The 15,037-nt window shown below is 65.7% G+C and carries 16 protein-coding genes; 14 read left to right on the forward strand and 2 right to left on the reverse strand.

Translation table 11 applies throughout. The annotated features are described in order from the left end of the window. Positions 1–120 precede the first annotated feature (120 nt). From pilM to ugpQ, 13 genes are all read left to right on the forward strand, one after another. Positions 121–1,116 carry a type IV pilus biogenesis protein PilM gene (gene pilM, locus BG61_RS25600; protein WP_051672784.1) on the forward strand — a complete coding sequence of 332 codons (996 nt, stop codon included), beginning with the start codon at positions 121–123 and terminating at the stop codon, positions 1,114–1,116. Beyond that, entirely contained in the window at positions 1,113–1,769 is a 657-nt protein-coding gene (locus BG61_RS25605; RefSeq protein ID WP_035930951.1) for a PilN domain-containing protein, read from the forward strand. Before pilM ends, BG61_RS25605 begins: the two co-directional genes overlap by 4 nt. Further along, on the forward strand, positions 1,766–2,611 hold the full coding sequence (gene pilO / locus BG61_RS25610; protein WP_035930950.1) for a type 4a pilus biogenesis protein PilO: 846 nt from the start codon (positions 1,766–1,768) through the stop codon (positions 2,609–2,611). The genes BG61_RS25605 and pilO overlap by 4 nt, the downstream gene beginning before the upstream one ends. 74 nt (positions 2,612–2,685) lie before the next feature. Further along, positions 2,686–4,161, forward strand: a complete 1,476-nt coding sequence (locus tag BG61_RS25615) for a type IV pilus secretin PilQ (protein WP_232256137.1) — start codon at positions 2,686–2,688, stop codon at positions 4,159–4,161. Positions 4,162–4,258: 97 nt separating this feature from the next. After that, positions 4,259–4,810: a shikimate kinase gene (locus tag BG61_RS25620; protein ID WP_035930949.1), complete on the forward strand. Its 552-nt coding sequence runs from the start codon at positions 4,259–4,261 to the stop codon at positions 4,808–4,810. Beyond that, positions 4,810–5,895, forward strand: coding sequence for a 3-dehydroquinate synthase (gene aroB, locus BG61_RS25625; protein ID WP_035930948.1), 1,086 nt, complete (start codon positions 4,810–4,812; stop codon positions 5,893–5,895). The genes BG61_RS25620 and aroB overlap by 1 nt, the downstream gene beginning before the upstream one ends. Before the next feature lie 43 nt (positions 5,896–5,938). After that, positions 5,939–7,159 carry a deoxyguanosinetriphosphate triphosphohydrolase gene (locus BG61_RS25630; RefSeq protein ID WP_035930947.1) on the forward strand — a complete coding sequence of 407 codons (1,221 nt, stop codon included), beginning with the start codon at positions 5,939–5,941 and terminating at the stop codon, positions 7,157–7,159. Positions 7,160–7,207: 48 nt separating this feature from the next. Then, a complete protein-coding gene (gene ugpB, locus BG61_RS25635) occupies positions 7,208–8,533 on the forward strand; it encodes a sn-glycerol-3-phosphate ABC transporter substrate-binding protein UgpB (protein WP_035930946.1) in 1,326 nt (441 codons plus the stop codon). 77 nt (positions 8,534–8,610) lie between these two features. Next, a complete protein-coding gene (ugpA, locus tag BG61_RS25640) occupies positions 8,611–9,495 on the forward strand; it encodes a sn-glycerol-3-phosphate ABC transporter permease UgpA (RefSeq protein WP_035930945.1) in 885 nt (294 codons plus the stop codon). Next, complete coding sequence (gene ugpE / locus BG61_RS25645; RefSeq protein WP_035930944.1) at positions 9,492–10,337, forward strand: sn-glycerol-3-phosphate ABC transporter permease UgpE; 846 nt, start codon at positions 9,492–9,494, stop codon at positions 10,335–10,337. Before ugpA ends, ugpE begins: the two co-directional genes overlap by 4 nt. An 18-nt stretch (positions 10,338–10,355) precedes the next feature. Beyond that, on the forward strand, positions 10,356–10,667 hold the full coding sequence (locus tag BG61_RS25650) for an antibiotic biosynthesis monooxygenase family protein (protein WP_035930943.1): 312 nt from the start codon (positions 10,356–10,358) through the stop codon (positions 10,665–10,667). Positions 10,668–10,670: 3 nt separating this feature from the next. Beyond that, the gene (locus BG61_RS25655) at positions 10,671–11,756 is read left to right on the forward strand and encodes a sn-glycerol-3-phosphate import ATP-binding protein UgpC (protein WP_035930942.1); all 1,086 of its coding nucleotides are present in this window, start codon (positions 10,671–10,673) and stop codon (positions 11,754–11,756) included. A 13-nt stretch (positions 11,757–11,769) separates the two neighbouring features. Continuing rightward, on the forward strand, positions 11,770–12,513 hold the full coding sequence (ugpQ, locus tag BG61_RS25660) for a glycerophosphodiester phosphodiesterase (RefSeq protein ID WP_035930941.1): 744 nt from the start codon (positions 11,770–11,772) through the stop codon (positions 12,511–12,513). Positions 12,514–12,590: 77 nt separating this feature from the next. On the opposite strand, the gene BG61_RS25665 is transcribed toward ugpQ, so the two are convergent. Together BG61_RS25665 and BG61_RS25670 are read right to left on the reverse strand one after the other, a co-directional pair. Next, complete coding sequence (locus BG61_RS25665) at positions 12,591–12,971, reverse strand: ElaB/YgaM/YqjD family protein (RefSeq protein WP_035930940.1); 381 nt, start codon at positions 12,969–12,971, stop codon at positions 12,591–12,593. A gap of 329 nt (positions 12,972–13,300) precedes the next feature. Beyond that, positions 13,301–14,026, reverse strand: a complete 726-nt coding sequence (locus BG61_RS25670) for an OmpW/AlkL family protein (RefSeq protein ID WP_035930966.1) — start codon at positions 14,024–14,026, stop codon at positions 13,301–13,303. Positions 14,027–14,226: 200 nt separating this feature from the next. Between BG61_RS25670 and BG61_RS25675 the strand changes: the two genes are divergently transcribed. Continuing rightward, entirely contained in the window at positions 14,227–14,934 is a 708-nt protein-coding gene (locus BG61_RS25675; RefSeq protein ID WP_035930939.1) for a transposase, read from the forward strand. Positions 14,935–15,037: the final 103 nt, after the last annotated feature.

Genomic DNA, 15,037 nt, shown 5'->3' on the forward strand with positions numbered 1-15,037 from the left:
CGCCGCGCCGCTTGCTCGCGTTGGCCGATCGGACGAATGTTCGCGCGGCCCCCGGCTACTCACAATTCTCCTACTGCAAGCGTCCGAACGGTTCGGGACGTGACTGGAAAGGAGGCGGAAATGAGCGGCGAACGAGCGTTGCGCGGATCGGTGTTGACGGTCACGCGCCGGTATGCGGCGGGGATCGATGTGAGCGAAGAGGCCGTGCGGCTTGCGGTTGTCAGCCGGCGGCTGAGGGCGAACGGGCCGGTGTGCGTGGAGCACCTCGAATGCGTGCCGCTCGAGGCGGGCGCGGTGATCGGCGGGGATTTCATCGACCGGGCGGCGATCGCGGCGGCGTTGCGCGAAGCGTTCGGGCGTCTGCCGATGCGCCCCGCGTGGCGCGCGCTGCGCTGTGCGATGGGCCTGCCGGCCTCGGCGACGCTCACCACGCAGGTGCCGCTCGCCGGATTGATACAGGCGAGGCGCGGCGAGCCGGGTCCGCGCGATCCGCGCGGCCTGCTCGAACCCGCGGTGCTCGCCGAAGCCGAGCGGGCGGCCGGCATCGAGCGCGGCGCGCTGGCGGTCGACTGGTCGGTCGAAGCGCGCGACGACGGCCTCGCGCAGGTGTCGATCGCGGCGACGGCGCGCCAGCACGTGGAATCGCGCGTCGAGACGGCGGCCGCGGCGGGCATTTCGCTGTCCGCCATCGACGGCGAGCCCGCCGCCGCGCTGCGCGCCATGCGTCATGCCGGAACCATCGAACTCGGCTCGCGCGAGCGCTATATCGCTTGCTGGCTGGAGCGTGCGGGGCTGCACGGCTGGCTCGTGGGCGAGGAGGGCGTCGAGAACGAACTGCGCTATCCGGCGCCCGAGTACGCGAATCTCACCGATGCGCTGCGCGATCTCGCCGGCGAGATCGCGCCGCCGGACTGGATCCTCCTCGGCGGCGACCTCGACCTGCTCGAACGCGCGGGGCTGCCTGTCGACGCGCTGCCGGCGCTGTTGCGCTGCCCGGTGATGCCCTTCGAATGCGCGCCGTTTTGCAACGGAGCGTCGCAGGCCGACGGGGCGTTGCGGCATTCGCCGCTGTTCGCCGTGGCGTTCGGGCTGGCGCTGCGCGAGGTGATGCAATGACGAGCCTCGCCTTTCTCGATGGTTTCAATCTCCTGCCGTACCGCTCGAGAAAACGGCGGGAAGCGCGCAACCGGCGCCTCGCGCTGCTGGCATCGGCGGGTCTCGCGGGGTGCGCGGCCGTGGGTGCCGTCGCTGGATGGGATGCGTTCGAACGCGCGCGGCTCGACGACCGGCGGGCTGTCCTGGAGGCTGCGTTGCGTGCGTCGGCGGCGGACGTGGCGGAACACGGACGCCTGACCGATGCCGAGGCCGAGCGGCGTCGCGCCCGGCAGGCCGCCGAGCCGCTCGCTGTGCCTCGCACGCGCTTTCTCGCGTTGCTCGACGCGCTCGCCGACGCGCCCGCGCAAGGCGGCGTCGCGTTGCGGCGCGTGTCGCAGAAAAGCGAGGAAGTCGAGATTGCCGCGTTCGCGCCCGATTCGCAGGCGGCTTCGCGCTGGCTCAAACATCTAGAAAAGGTGCGCGACGTACAGGCCGTCGAAGTCGTCGAGATGAAACGGCGCACGGGCGGGGCGGCATCCGCGAAGCGGGACAAGGCGCCGGAGACGCCCGTCGGCTACGAGTTCACCGCGCTCGTGCGCTGGAGCGCCGCCGGCGCGCCAGCGGTGCATCCAGCCAGGGCGGTTGTCGCCGCCAACAGACGGAGCATCAAATGAATGCGCTCGCATTGAATCATCGAAGTTTGAAACGGCTGGCGACACAGCCCGTCGACGCCTGGAGCCGCCGGCGCACCTTGCTGACAGCGCTCGCGTTCGGCGCGCTGGTGTGTGCGCTCGGCGCGCAGGTCTGGCGGGCGTCGGGCGTGAGCGGGCTCGACGCCAGCCGGTCGGCGCTCGCCGACGCGCAGCATCGCGCAGACCGGGCGCGCGCCACCGCGGCGGCGCTGCCGGCGTTGCGCGCGCGCTCGGTGTCCGGCAAGGAAATGAGCGACCGCTGGACCAGCGCCGACGCGTTGCAGGCGATCACGGCGCTCGCCGCGCAGAGCGGCCTGCGGGTCGGCGGGATCGAGCCGGTCGTGGCAAAAGGCGCCGGGATGGACGCCGGGCGGGGACTGAAATTCCGCGCGGAGGGCTCGTTCGGAGAGATTCGCCGCTTTCTCGACGCGCTCGCGGGACTGCCGCGTCTCGTCGTTCCCGACAGCGTGCAGTTGAAACGCGGCGCGGATTCGCTGACGGTCGATTCGACGCTGAGGGTCTTCGAGCATCTGCCTGCGCTCGCACGAGCGGATGAAGTGCGCCGCGACCGGGCCATCGTCGACCCGTTCGGTAAAAAGGATACGTCCGCGATCGGCGCGGCGGGGGAAATCCAGCTGGTCGGGACCCTCGTAGGACGGCGGCGCGCCATGGCGCTCGTCGAGACGGCGGAGGGCATCGACGGTTTCGAGCCCGGGCAGCAGATCGGCGGCGAGCGCCTGGGTCGCGTGCATCCCCGTTCGATCGACCTGGCACGCGACGACGGCGCCGCGCGCACGCTCGCACTTGCGGAGGATCGCCCGTGAAGCCGCGTTCATCCCGCTGTCGTAGTCATCGAAGGCGCGCGCTGGCGCTTTGCGCGCTGCTGCTGTGCCGTGCCGTGGCCGCCCAGAACGCCGTGCCGCCGCTGCCTCCGATTCCGGACACGCTGCCAACGGACCAGTTCGCCGTCGATACGAGCGTGCCGCCGATGCCCGCCGTGTCCGGGGCCGAGTCGCCGGCCGGGCCGGATTCCGCATGGCTCGCGCCGGCTGACAAGCCGTCTCAGACTGCGGCGGCGCCTGAAACGCCTGCGCTCGAAGGCCCGCCGGTACCTTTGCCGCCGGTCGAGCGCCTGAGCAAGGCGGAAAGCGGCGGCAATCCCGCCACCGATGACGGCAAGCCCATCACGCTGCATCTGAAAAACGCGGACCTCGGCGCCGTGCTGAATACGTTCGCAAAATTTTCGGGCCTGAACGTCGTCGCGAGCGAGAAGATTCGCGGCCTCGTTTCATTGAACCTGATCGACGTGCCGTGGCGGCGCGCGTTCGACACACTGCTCGAAGTCCACGGTCTCGCCATGGAGCGCCACGGCGACGTCATCTGGGTCGCACCGCTCGCGGAACTGGCGGCGCGCGAAAAGCTGCGGTTCGAGGCGCACGCCCGCGCCGCCGACCTGGAACCGCTCGGCAGCCGCACGTTCCTGCTGCGCTACCCGCGCGCCGACGACGTGCGCAAGCTGCTCACCGGCTCGGGCAGCCAGCGCGTGCTGTCCAAGCGCGGCTCCGTGATGGCCGATTCGCGCACCAATCTGCTGTTCGTCACCGATCTGGAGGCGCGCATCGCGCAGATCGCGGACCTGATCGCGCGCATCGACAAGCCGACGCCGCAGGTGATGATCGAGGCGCGGATCGTCGAAGGCGAGGCGGGCTTTTCGCGCAATCTCGGCGTCAAGGTGTCGCTCACGGCGACGGGCGACTCGCCGCGCGGCATCGTGGGCGGCAAGGAGGGCGCGGTATACGACCTGTCGGCACGCCCGATTGCCGGCTTCGACGCCGCGACGGCCGGTCTGACCCTCTTCGCCGCGCAGGCCACGCGGCTCCTGAACGTCGAACTGAGCGCGCTGGAAGCCGAGGGGCGCGGGCAGATCGTGTCGAGTCCGCGGGTGGTCACGGCGGATCGCGTCAAGGCGCTGGTCGAGCAGGGCACCGAGCTGCCTTATCAGGCGAAGGTGGGAAATGGCGTGTCGGGGGTGCAGTTTCGGCGCGCTGCGCTCAAACTGGAGGTCGAGCCGCAGATCACGCCGCACGGCCGCGTGATTCTTGACCTGGACGTGTCGAAGGACAGTGTCGGCGAACAGACGGCGGCGGGCCCGGCGATCAACACCAAGCACGTGCAGACGCGCGTGGAGGTGGAGGACGGCGGAACGGTGGCGATCGGCGGGATCTATTCCGCCGACGAGCGCAACGACGTGACGGGTGTTCCGCTGCTGTCGAAAGTGCCGCTCATCGGCTGGCTTTTCCGGCACGACGCGCGCCGGACAGCGCGCAGCGAACTGGTGATCTTCATCACGCCGCATATCGTTCCGTCAGGCTGACGAAGCCCGCCCGCAAGCCTTCCAGACTCGACAAATCGGGCGGTTTGCCCTTAAGCTGCCGCACGAACAAAATCAGATCGACTGCAGAGGAACCGAGTTGCAAGCAGGGCACGCAAACGCGAACATTTTTTTTGTCGGACTCATGGGGGCGGGAAAAACCACCGTGGGCCGCGCGGTTGCGCGCCGTTTGCAGCGCTCGTTCATCGATTCCGATCACGAGATCGAGGCGCGCACCGGCGCGCGCATCCCGGTGATATGGGAACTGGAGGGCGAAGAGGGGTTCCGGCTGCGCGAGGCGCATATCATCGACGAGCTTTCGCAGCGCGACGGCATCGTTCTCGCGACCGGCGGCGGTGCGATATTGCGGCCGGAGAATCGTGAACATCTGAGGAATCGCGGCATCGTCGTCTATTTGCGCGCAAATCCGCACGATCTCTGGCAGCGCACGCGCCGCGACAAGAACCGGCCGCTTCTTCAGACCGACGACCCGCGCGGCAAGCTCGAAGCACTTTATACGGTGCGCGATCCGCTCTATACGGAGTGCGCGCATTTCGTCGTCGAGACGGGGCGGCCCACCGTCAACGCGCTCGTCAACATGGTCCTGATGCAACTGGAGATGGCCGGCGTCGTGAAGCCGGCTGAGTCATAATGTCCGCCATGATTACCGTCAACGTCGAACTGGGCGATCGCGCCTACCCCATCCATATCGGTGCCGACCTGATCGCGCAGACCGGGCTTTTTGCCGGCCACATCGCGGGGTCGTCCGTGGCGATCGTCACCAACTCCACCATCGATCCGCTCTACGGCGACGCGCTGCGCCGCGCGCTCGCGCCGCTCGGCAAGAAAGTGACCACGGTCGTGCTGCCCGACGGCGAGGCGCACAAGAACTGGGAAACGCTCAACCGCATCTTCGATGCGCTGCTCACCGAACGCGCCGACCGCAAGACGACGCTGATCGCCCTCGGCGGCGGCGTCGTCGGCGACATGACGGGGTTCGCCGCCGCCTGCTACATGCGCGGCGTGCCGTTCATCCAGGTGCCGACCACGCTACTGTCGCAGGTGGATTCGTCGGTGGGCGGCAAGACCGGGATCAATCATCCGCTTGGCAAGAACATGATCGGCGCGTTCTATCAGCCGCAAGCCGTGATCGCCGACATCGGCGTGCTGCGCAGCCTGCCGGAACGCGAACTCGCGGCGGGCCTCGCGGAAGTGATCAAGACGGGCGCGATCGCCGATGCCGAATTCTTCCAGTGGATCGAGGCGAACATCGACGCGCTGAACCGCTGCGACCCGCAGGCGCTCGCGCACGCGGTCAAGCGCTCGTGCGAGGTGAAGGCATCGGTCGTGGCCGCTGACGAACGCGAAGGCGGACTGCGCGCCATCCTCAATTTCGGTCACACGTTCGGGCACGCAATCGAAGCCGGGCTTGGCTACGGCGAGTGGCTGCACGGCGAAGCGGTCGGCTGCGGCATGGTGATGGCGGCGGATCTGTCGGCGCGTCTCGGCAAGCTCGACGAGGCGTCGAAGAAGCGTCTCGTCGACGTGATCGCGGCGGCCCGGCTGCCGGTCAGGGCGCCCGCGCTCGGCGCGGACCGCTACATCGATCTGATGAAGGTCGACAAGAAGGCGCAGGCGGGCGAGATCAAGTTCATCCTGCTGACGCGCTTCGGCGACGTGCAGATCACGGGCGCACCCGACGAAGCAGTGCGCGCGACACTCGCGGCAAGCGTCTGAAGCGCACAGCGGCAGCCGGAATCACGACGATGCGGAGCAGCCGGTGAGCGAAACAGAACGTCAGTCCCTCGTGGGCGCGCCCACGGCCTTAGCGCTCGAAGCGCATCTCGCACCGTACGCCGCGCATTCCGCGCGTTCGCGCGGGCGCCGCTACCCGGAGCCCGCGCCCAGCGCGCGCACCGAGTTCCAGCGCGACCGCGACCGCATCGTGCATTCCACGGCGTTCCGTCGCCTCGAATACAAGACGCAGGTTTTCGTCAATCACGAAGGCGACCTGTTCCGCACGCGTCTTACCCACAGTCTGGAAGTCGCCCAGATCGCGCGGTCGGTGGCGCGCAATCTGCGCGTGAACGAGGACCTCGTCGAAGCGATTTCGCTCGCGCACGACCTCGGCCATACGCCGTTCGGCCATGCGGGGCAGGATGCGCTGCACGAATGCATGCGCGATCACGGCGGCTTTGAACACAATCTGCAGAGCCTCGCCGTCGTCGATCAGCTCGAGGAGCACTACGGCGCGTTCAACGGCCTCAACCTCTGCTTCGAAACGCGCGAAGGCATTCTCAAGCATTGCTCGCGCGAGAACGCGCGCAGGCTGGGCGATGTCGGCGAGCGGTTTCTCGCGGGGCGGCAGCCGTCGCTCGAAGCGCAGATCGCGAACGTCGCCGATGAGATCGCCTACAACAATCACGACGTCGACGACGGCCTGCGCTCCGGCTTCATCACGCTCGACCAGCTTGCGGAAGTGTGCCTCTGGCATACGCATCACGAGGCGGCGCGCAGCGAGTATCCGCGCATCGACGGGCGGCGGCTGATTCATGAAACCATCCGCCGCATCATCAATACGCTGATCGTCGATCTGATCGAAACCACGAGCGCGAATCTCGCGCGTGTGCGGCCGGCGTCGCTCGACGACGTGCGCGAGTCGCCGCCGCTCGTCGCGCACAGCGATGAAGTCGCCGCGCAGGCCGCCGCGCTCAAGCGTTTCCTGTTCAAGAACCTGTACCGGCATTACCGCGTGATGCGCATGGCCAACAAGGCGCGGCGCGTGGTGACCGGGCTTTTTCACGCGTTCACCGATGACCCGCGGCTGCTGCCGCCGGCCTATCAGGCGCGCGGGCCGGTGGCGGAGGAATCGGCGAACGACGCCGCTCCGCCCGCCTACGACGGCTCGCAGGCGCGCCTCATCGCGCATTACATCGCGGGCATGACCGACCGCTACGCACTGAAGGAATACCAACGCCTGTTTGTCATCGACAACAACTAGAATCGGCGCGTTTTTATGCGCCAGCATCCGTCAAAAGGAGACGTATCGATGAGTTTCAAGCCGTTGTTTCGCTCGATTTCCGCCGCGGCCGTCCTGGCTTTCGGCGTCAGCACGGCCGCGCAGGCCGCGACGGAAATCCAGTTCTGGCACGCGATGGAAGCCGCGCTCGGCGAACGCGTGAACGATATCGCGAACGATTTCAACGCGTCCCAGAGCGACTACAAGATCGTGCCGGTGTTCAAGGGCACCTACGACCAGACGCTCGCCGCGGGCATCGCGGCGTATCGCAGCGGCAATGCGCCGGCCATCCTCCAGGTGTATGAGGTCGGCACGGCCACGATGATGCAGGCGAAAAAAGCGGTGATCCCGGTCTCGGACGTATTCAAGCAGGCAGGCGTGCCGCTCGACGAAAAGGCATTCGTGCCGACGATCTCGGGCTACTACAGCGACGCGAAGACCGGCCACCTGATCTCGATGCCGTTCAACAGTTCGACGCCCGTTCTCTACTACAACAAGGAAGCGTTCAAGAAGGCCGGGCTCGATCCGAACCAGGCGCCGAAGACGTGGGCCGACGTCGAAGCCGATGCGAAGAAGCTGAAAGCGGCGGGCGTCTCGTGCGGCTATTCGTCGGGCTGGCAGAGCTGGATTCAGCTGGAGAACTACAGCGCGTGGCATGCGGCGCCGTTCGCCACGGAGAACAACGGCTTCGACGGCGCCGACGCCAAGCTCGAATTCAACAAGCAGTTGCAGGTCGCGCACATCCAGTTCCTGCAGAACATGGCGAAGGAAGGCACGTTCACCTATGTCGGGCGCAAGGACGAGCCGGTCTCGAAGTTCTATAGCGGCGACTGCGGGATCATCACGAACTCGTCGGGCTCGCGCGCGACCATCAAGAAGTACGCCAAGTTCGATTTCGGCGTCGGCATGATGCCCTACGACGCGAGCGTGAAGGGTGCGCCGCAGAACGCGATCATCGGGGGCGCGAGCCTGTGGGTGCTCTCCGGCAAGGACCCGGCGGTCTACAAGGGCGTCGCGAAATTCCTCGCGTATCTGGCCTCGCCGCCCGTCGCGGCAAAGTGGCATCAGGACACCGGCTATCTGCCGGTCACGACGGCGGCCTACGAGCTGACGAAGAGCCAGGGCTTCTATGACAAGAACCCCGGCGCGGACATCGCGATCAGGCAGATGTTGAACAAGCCGCCGCTCGCTTACACGAAGGGCCTGCGCCTCGGCAACATGCCGCAGATCCGCACGGTCGTCGACGAGGAGCTCGAGCAGGTCTGGGCGCAGAAGAAGTCGCCGAAGGAAGCGCTCGACGCGTCCGTCTCGCGCGGCGACGATCTGCTGCGCCGCTTCGAGAAGTCCGGCAGCTGACCGGCTCGCGGCCGGGCGTCCGGAACACCGTTTTCGGACACGCCCGGCCGTTCTCTTTCCCGCTTCAGGAATCGCCGATGGAAAAGCGGTCTCGTTTCAACACGAGCGTGTTGCCGTATCTGCTGGTGGCGCCCCAACTGGCGATCACGGCATTGTTCTTTCTGTGGCCCGCTGGCGAGGCGCTCTGGCAAGCCACGCAGAGCCAGGATGCGTTCGGCACGTCGAGCGAGTTCGTCGGGCTCGCGAATTTCAGGCAGCTTTTCAACGATCCGCTGTATCTGGCGTCGTTCAATACGACGCTGATCTTCTGCGCGCTCGTCACCGTGTCGGGCCTCGTGATTTCGCTGTTGCTCGCCGCCTGCGCCGATCGCGTGACGCGCGGCGCGAAGGCGTATCAGACGCTCCTGATCTGGCCGTACGCCGTCGCGCCCGCGATCGCCGCCGTGCTGTGGTCGTTCCTCTTCAATCCGAGCATCGGGCTCGTGACGTTCGCGCTCGCGAAGTTCGGCATCGTGTGGAATCACGCGCTCAACGGCTCGCAGGCGATGTTCCTCGTGGTGCTCGCGTCGGTGTGGAAGCAGGTGAGCTACAACTTCCTGTTCTTCTACGCGGGGCTCCAGGCAATTCCGCGCTCGCTGATCGAAGCCGCCGCGATCGACGGCGCCGGTCCGGTGCGCCGCTTCTTCGGCATCGCACTGCCGCTGCTGTCGCCGACGAGCTTCTTCCTGCTCGTCGTCAACCTCGTCTATGCGTTCTTCGACACCTTCCCGGTGATCGACGCCGCCACGGGCGGCGGTCCCGCGCAATCGACGAAGACGCTCATCTACAAGATCTTCACCGAAGGTTTCCAGGGCCTCGACATCGGCAGTTCGGGCGCGCAGTCGGTGGTGCTGATGGTGATCGTCGTCGCGCTGACGGTCGTGCAGTTCCGCTTCATCGAGCGCAGGGTGCAATACTCATGATCGAGAATCGCCGCGGTTTCGACATCTTTTGCCATGCGGTGCTGATCGCAGGCGTCGCGCTCGTCGTGTTTCCGGTGTACGTCGCGTTCTGCGCGGCCACGATGAGCGAGAAAGAAGTGTTCAGCGTGCCGCTTTCGCTGATTCCGAGCACGCATCTGTTCGAGAACATCGCGAACATCTGGACGCATGGCAGCGGCAACGCGGCGGCGCCGTTCGGGCGCATGCTGGCGAACAGCCTCGTGATGGCGCTCGTGATCTCGGTCGGCAAGATCGCCGTGTCGATGATCTCCGCCTACGCGATCGTGTTCTTCCGCTTCCCGTTCAAGAATCTCGCGTTCTGGCTGATCTTCGTCACGCTGATGCTGCCCGTCGAGGTGCGGATCTTCCCGACCGTCGAAGTCGTCTCCTCGATGCATCTTTCGAACACGTACGCGGGCCTGACGCTGCCGCTCATCGCCTCGGCCACGGCGACGTTCCTGTTCCGCCAGTTCTTCATGACGCTGCCCGACGAACTGATGGAAGCGGCGCGCATCGACGGCGCGGGCCCGCTGCGTTTTTTCTGGGACGTCGTGCTGCCGCTATCGAAGACGAATATCGCGGCACTGTTCGTCATCACGTTCATCTATGGCTGGAACCAGTATCTGTGGCCGATCCTGATCACGAGCCAGCAGTCGCTGCAGACGGCGGTGGTCGGCATCAAGAGCATGATCGCCTCGGGCGATACCGCAACGGAATGGCACCTCGTGATGAGCGCCACGCTGCTCGCGATGCTGCCGCCGCTCGTCGTCGTGCTGGCGATGCAGCGCTGGTTCGTGCGCGGTCTCGTCGATTCGGAAAAATAACAAGGAGCGTTCTGGAACATGATTCTCGAAATTGCACAACTGCCGGTGAAATCCGGCGAGGAAGCCGCATTCGAAGCGGCGTTCGATGAAGCGCAGAAAATCATCGCCGCGCAGCCCGGCTACCGCTCGCACGAACTCGTGCGCGGCGCCGATGCCGACAACGGCTCGCGCTACGTGCTGCTCGTGCGCTGGGATTCCGTCGAGGCGCACGACCCGGGCTTTCGCAGCTCGGCGGACTACCAGAAGTGGCGCGCACTGCTGCATCGCTTCTACGAACCCGGCATCGCGGTCGCGCATTTCGCGACGGCCGCTGGCGCGCTCAAAGGCTAGCCGATGGCCGCGCTGACTCTCAACGCCGTCAAGAAGACCTACGACGGCAAGCAGTTCGTGCTGCACGGCATCGACGTGGCGGTCGAGGACGGCGAGTTTGTCGTGATGGTCGGGCCGTCGGGCTGCGGCAAGTCGACATTGCTGCGCATGGTCGCGGGGCTGGAAAGCGTGTCGGAGGGCACGATTTCGATCGGCGACAGGGTGGTGAACCGGCTGGAGCCGAAGGACCGCGACATCGCAATGGTGTTCCAGAACTACGCGCTCTATCCGCACATGAGCGTCGCGCAGAACATGGCGTACGCGCTGAAGATCGGCGGCGTGGACCGCGCGACGATCGACAGGCGCGTGGCGAACGCCGCGCGCATACTCGAACTGGAACCGCTCCTCGGGCGCAAGCCGCGCGAGCTGTCGGGCGGGCAGCGGCAGCGCGTCGCGATGGGCCGCGCGATCGTGCGCGAGCCGGCGGTGTTTCTGTTCGACGAGCCGCTGTCGAATCTCGACGCGAAACTGCGCGTGCAGATGCGCCTTGAGATCCAGCGCCTGCACGCGCGCCTGTCGACGACGAGCCTCTACGTCACGCACGACCAGATCGAGGCGATGACGCTCGCGCAGCGCGTGATCGTGATGAATCGCGGGCACGCGGAGCAGATCGGCGCGCCGACCGAGGTCTACGAGCGCCCGGCGACGGTGTTCGTCGCGAGCTTCATCGGCTCGCCAGCGATGAATCTGCTCGAAGGCCGCGCATCCGATGACGGTTCTGTGTTCGAAGTGGCAGGCAACGGGCCGAAACTGCCTCTCGCCGGCGTGCAGGGCATGGGCCGCGAGATGAACGGGCGCGAGTGGATCGTCGGCATCCGGCCGGAGCACATGACGCCGGGGCAGCCGGGCATCGCGCACGTCACGCTGAATGTGGACTCGTGCGAGTTGCTGGGCGCCGATAATCTGGCTCATGGCAAGTGGGGAGAGCACGATGTGGCGGTGCGTCTGCCACACGCGCACCGGCCGGAGCCCGGCTGCGCGCTGCAGGTAGCAGTGCCCGCGCACCGCCTGCATTTCTTCGACCCGGCGACCGGCCTGCGCGCCAACTGAAGGGGGGCTCATCATGAGAACCTGGCCTTATCCGCGCATCGTCGCGCATCGCGGCGGCGGCAAGCTCGCGCCCGAGAACACGCTCGAAGCCATCGATGCCGGCGCGCGTCTCGGCCTGAAGATGATCGAATTCGACGCGAAGCTCTCGGCTGACAATGTCGTTTTCCTGCTGCACGACGACGTCGTCGACCGCACGTCGAACGGACGCGGCCCCGCGCGCATGATGACCTACGCGCAGTTGAGCGCGCTCGACGCCGGCAGCTGGTTCGACGGGAAGTTCGCGGGCGCGCGCATGCCCACGCTCGAACAGGTGGCCGCGCGCTGCAAGGCGCTCGGGCTCGCGGCGAACGTCGAGATCAAGCCGTGCCCGGGGCGAGACGAGGAAACGGGGCGGCTCGTGGCACGCGAGGCGGCGCGTCTGTGGGCCGACATGGAGCCCGCACCGCTCTTGTCGTCGTTCTCGTTCGCGGCGCTCGCGGCGGCTCGCGACGCCGCGCCCGACCTGCCGCGCGGCATGCTCTACGAAGAGATTCCCGACGACTGGCGCGCGCAGACGGCGGCGCTCGCGTGCGTGTCGCTGCACGCCGATCATCGGCGGCTGAACGAGCGCCTCGTGGCCGACATCCGGGATTCGGGGCTGCGCATACTCGCCTATACCGTCAACGATCCCGAGCGCGCGCGGTTGCTCGCACAGTGGGGCGTCGATGCGATCTGCACGGACCGCATCGATCTCATCGGGGCAGATTTCGCCGATTAGCGAAACCTCGAAACGATCATGCAAAAACGCGCGCCGGAACGTGGTTCCGCCGCGCGTTTTCTTTATGCAAGTCAGCTTCAGGAGCGGACTCGCGCCAGCAACACGCCCGCGACCAAAGCCAGGCCGCCCACCAGGGCGATGGTTTGCCATGGCTTTTCGTGAAGGTAGGCATCGGCGTCAGAGAGTGCGGCGCCGGCACGCTCGCGCACGGCCTGATGCGTGTCATTCAGACGCGCCCTCGCGGTATCGAGGCGCTTGCTCAGTTGCGCGCGCAGTGCCGCGACATCGGCTTGCGTGCCGTCCGAGAGCGTCTCTTCCAGTTCCGACAACAGCGTGCGCAGTTCGCTGCCGATGTCTTCTGCGGCTTCTCGGCCATGGCGCGCGATGCGACGGGCGCGACGGCTCGTGCTGCTCCATGAATCTCCGATGGCGTCTCGCGTATTGGGAAGTGCGTTCATAGGATCGCTCCGTCGATGGATGAGTCGTGGATGGGCCGCTCGTTGCGGCGGGGAAACGACTAATGCAGCAAGTTCGATGCCGATTCGCGGCCGGCGTTCCCTTCGGCGGCCTCGTGCGGCGCGTGGCCGTGCGGACCGCCCCGATGCCGGGCAAGCTTTGCGCGAAGGGTGCGTAAGAAATGCAATCAGCGCTCGCGCGTCAGTCACATTTACACGTGCTCACGTGGCAAGCCCAAAAATCAAAACGCCGCCAGGCAACAAAAGGCACGGCGGCGTTCGATCATTCCACATCTGTGATGCGGACGCGATGCAAGTACGCTTATCAGGCGTCAGAAGCGATAGCCAACACGCAGATAAGTAACGATCGGATTGAGCGTAATCTTCGCCTCTGATTTAACGTTGAGCGTGCCGACCGGTGTTTGCGCCTGCGTGTTGAGCTTTGCTGTGGCCTTCATGGGAATGAATGAAACAGAAAACCCTGCGAACCAATGTTCCGTGAATGCATACGTGAAGCCGGCATTAAAAACCGGTGCCCAAGAACTATCCGTGTCGACGTCGGTCGGACCATGCAGCACGCCGTTCTGGAACTCGCTGTTCGTGATCTTCGCGTCGGTGAACCATGTACGCGTGACGCCCATTCCGACATACGGACGGAACTTCGCTTGCGGAGCATTGAAAAAGAACTTGAAGAGAAGCGTCGGGCTCCACTGCTTCGCGGTACCGATCGTGCCATAGCGTGCGAACGAGCCCGTGCCGTTCAAGTCGAACTTGGGTGGCACACCCATTTCGAGTTCGGTTGCGACATGGTCGGTGACGAAGTATCCGACGGTGAAGCCGATGGTGTCGGCATCGGAAAGACCGGCTCCCGTGTTCGGCACGGTGATATTGACCGGAGATCCGCCTACACTTGTTTCTTTGAGTGGTGTGCTGCTGTCCTGCGGTGCGAGGTGAAACCAGCCTGTCGTGACGTAGATAGATCCCGCTGATTGGGCATGCGCTGCAGTCGATACCAGTGCAAACGCCGCTGCTCCTGTAATGGCTTGTTTTATTTTCAATTTGTGCTCCTCCAAAAAGCACGCTCATTATGAACACAACATTTCAAAGTAACCATAGCGAAGCCGTAGAGCATTTTCCCTAGGCTGGAAGCGGCTTCAGGACTAGGTTGCGCGGCGTTTGGCATTGCTTTTTTCGACTGTCGGTGCGACCAAGAGGACCCCTACGGGTGAACACTAACGCGACCAACGGATAACCCAGCATGGCACGGCTTGCACGACTCTATGTTCCCGAACAGCCGCAGCATGTCATCCTGCGCGGTCTCGACCAGCAGCCCGCTTTCGTCGACGACCAGGACTACGAGCTCTTCATCGACTGCCTGAGAACGGCGTCTCGCGATCACCAGCTTTCCATTCACGCCTATGCACTGATGCCCGGCGCCGTGCACCTGCTCGTCACGCCACGCGACGAATCGAGCCTGCCCAAGGCGATGCAGGCGGTCGGCCGTCGCTACGTCGCGCATTTCAATCGCCGTTACACGCGGCGGGGCACACTTTGGGAAGGCCGCTATCGCGCAACGGTGATCGAGGGCGAGCGTTACTTCCTGCTTGCGAGCCGCGTCGTGGAGATGGCGCCGGTGCGCGCGCAGCTCGCCGCGACGCCGCAGGACTACAAGTGGTCCAGCTATCGGCATCACATCGGCCTCACGCTCGACAGCCTCATCACCGACCATCCGCTCTACTGGTCGCTCGGCAATACGCCGTTCGAACGTCAGCATGCTTACAAGGAACTGTGCGAGCAGCCGCTCGACGAACGCGAAGCGAATCGTCTCCTGCAAGCAACGCTCAAGGGATGGGTGCTCGGCAGCGATTCGTACCGGGAATGGGCAGGGCGTGCCGCGAACCGGCGCGTGTCGCCTCTGCCGCGCGGCCGGCCGAGAAAGGTGCGTGAAACTCCCCAGACTCAATAACGGCGCGGTGACGGAAAGCTGTAGCGATTTATGAAACGGTGTCTCGAAATATCGCGGTGCCGTTTTTATTTGTTTGCTTACGATATGGCACCAATTAAATGGG

The organism is Caballeronia glathei, from assembly GCF_000698595.1.
Taxonomy (GTDB): domain Bacteria; phylum Pseudomonadota; class Gammaproteobacteria; order Burkholderiales; family Burkholderiaceae; genus Caballeronia; species Caballeronia glathei.

What these genes read in the sequence shown, in the direction of transcription:
- pilO (WP_035930950.1), top strand. Translation starts at nt 1,766, where the DNA reads ATGAATGCGCTCGCATTGAATCATCGAAGTTTGAAACGGCTGGCGACA.
- aroB (WP_035930948.1), top strand. Translation starts at nt 4,810, where the DNA reads ATGTCCGCCATGATTACCGTCAACGTCGAACTGGGCGATCGCGCCTAC.
- BG61_RS25655 (WP_035930942.1), top strand. Translation starts at nt 10,671, where the DNA reads ATGGCCGCGCTGACTCTCAACGCCGTCAAGAAGACCTACGACGGCAAG.
- BG61_RS25650 (WP_035930943.1), top strand. Translation starts at nt 10,356, where the DNA reads ATGATTCTCGAAATTGCACAACTGCCGGTGAAATCCGGCGAGGAAGCC.
- pilM (WP_051672784.1), top strand. Translation starts at nt 121, where the DNA reads ATGAGCGGCGAACGAGCGTTGCGCGGATCGGTGTTGACGGTCACGCGC.
- BG61_RS25675 (WP_035930939.1), top strand. Translation starts at nt 14,227, where the DNA reads ATGGCACGGCTTGCACGACTCTATGTTCCCGAACAGCCGCAGCATGTC.
- ugpQ (WP_035930941.1), top strand. Translation starts at nt 11,770, where the DNA reads ATGAGAACCTGGCCTTATCCGCGCATCGTCGCGCATCGCGGCGGCGGC.
- ugpB (WP_035930946.1), top strand. Translation starts at nt 7,208, where the DNA reads ATGAGTTTCAAGCCGTTGTTTCGCTCGATTTCCGCCGCGGCCGTCCTG.
- ugpA (WP_035930945.1), top strand. Translation starts at nt 8,611, where the DNA reads ATGGAAAAGCGGTCTCGTTTCAACACGAGCGTGTTGCCGTATCTGCTG.
- BG61_RS25665 (WP_035930940.1), bottom strand. Translation starts at nt 12,971, where the DNA reads ATGAACGCACTTCCCAATACGCGAGACGCCATCGGAGATTCATGGAGC.
- BG61_RS25605 (WP_035930951.1), top strand. Translation starts at nt 1,113, where the DNA reads ATGACGAGCCTCGCCTTTCTCGATGGTTTCAATCTCCTGCCGTACCGC.
- ugpE (WP_035930944.1), top strand. Translation starts at nt 9,492, where the DNA reads ATGATCGAGAATCGCCGCGGTTTCGACATCTTTTGCCATGCGGTGCTG.